The organism is Variovorax sp. P1_H12_2, from assembly GCF_056405335.1.
In genome coordinates this window covers 1-1,223 of sequence record NZ_JBFUCI010000758.1, presented here as the reverse complement: position 1 = coordinate 1,223, position 1,223 = coordinate 1, and the positions used below count along the sequence as shown (strand labels likewise).

Annotated in this window: 2 protein-coding genes; both read right to left on the bottom strand. The window is 62.7% G+C overall.

What is annotated here, in order from left to right; genetic code table 11:
* Window positions 1-650 precede the first annotated feature (650 nt).
* Window positions 651-875, bottom strand: a complete 225-nt coding sequence (locus AC1D2K_RS34915; RefSeq protein WP_478095029.1) for a hypothetical protein — start codon at window positions 873-875, stop codon at window positions 651-653.
* 106 nt (window positions 876-981) lie between these two features.
* On the bottom strand, window positions 982-1,223 hold a 242-nt coding region (locus tag AC1D2K_RS34910; RefSeq protein WP_478095027.1), incomplete at its 5' end, for an IS30 family transposase.

Here is a 1,223-nt window from a genome sequence, read left to right as displayed (position 1 = left end):
ACGCGAGGTAGTCCCGGGTCGCGAACGGGCCAGAGCTGGCGCCCAGCGAGACGCGCAGGTAGTTGGGCCTTCGGCCTCGATGCGCAGCAAGTACTCCATGCGATAGACGATGCCCGGTGCGACATTGCGCTTGCGGCGGCGCGCAACGTTTCCGCGGCTCCTGCGGTGTCGCTCGCTGCAACGATGGCACGATGCCCTACCCACAGCGCGATGCGTGCGTRCGCGAAACTGGCCTCGCTCTCGATCGGGCGCGATTGGGGAGCTCGGGAGATTCTGAGACCGAAAACAGGTCAACCGCAATCTCACCCAGCGGTAAGTCAAGCGAGGGCACCGACTCCAGCACCATCTACACCTCGCCGGACGGCCGCGCAGTCATCATTTCGACGGCCGGCTCCCCGCCGCCGGCCGACGCGGTGACGCAATAGGCGATCGATTCCCGCGGAACTGAGGGCTCGATTGTCGAGGCGGACCTGCCCGTCGCTATGGAGGGATCGGTGCAGCGGACCGGCACGAGAAATCCGCGTCCGGCTAATCTGCTCGCGCAGCCCTGCTGGCGAGATCAAACGAACTGCGCTATGGGCGTTCGATTCAGCCCACGCCGCGCGCGGACGAACTCGCATCCGACGTCGATCGCATCCTACGTGAACTCGTTACCCAGGGTCGAGCCGATAACGGGGCAGCTGTAGCGCGTTTCCGAAGGTCAGGTTTAGGGCGTCGAATTCAGCGCTGCGTACTTCCGCTTCGGGCCCGGAGCGTTGGTTGGCGACATGCAGAAGCAGCCGTTCACGCCCGATGTCGCGCTGGTCGTCCATTGCCGCCCGCGATCCGAGGCTGGCGTCGAACTCGAACGTCCTCAACGACGTCGGCGAGGTCAAGTTCCAAAGTAGACCGGCCGTTCGTCAAGAAAAAGGGCCAAGGTCGGGTTTCGGCGACCGCCGTCGTTCGGCAGCCAAATTCGAAGGACAGCAAACAGTTGCAGATTCAACCGATCGATGCAACGATCTGACTGAACATCTCAGCCGGTGTTTGGAAGTCGAGAGTCTTCCTGGGTCGCTCGTTCAACCTGCGCGCCAACGCGTTGAGCTTGGCTTGTGAGTAGGTCGAGACATCGATGCCCTTGGGAAGGTACTGCCTCAGCAGGCCATTCGTATTCTCGTTGGTTCCGCGCTGCCACGGGTTCTGAGGGTCGCAGAAGTACACCTTGATGTCGGTCGCCAAGGTGA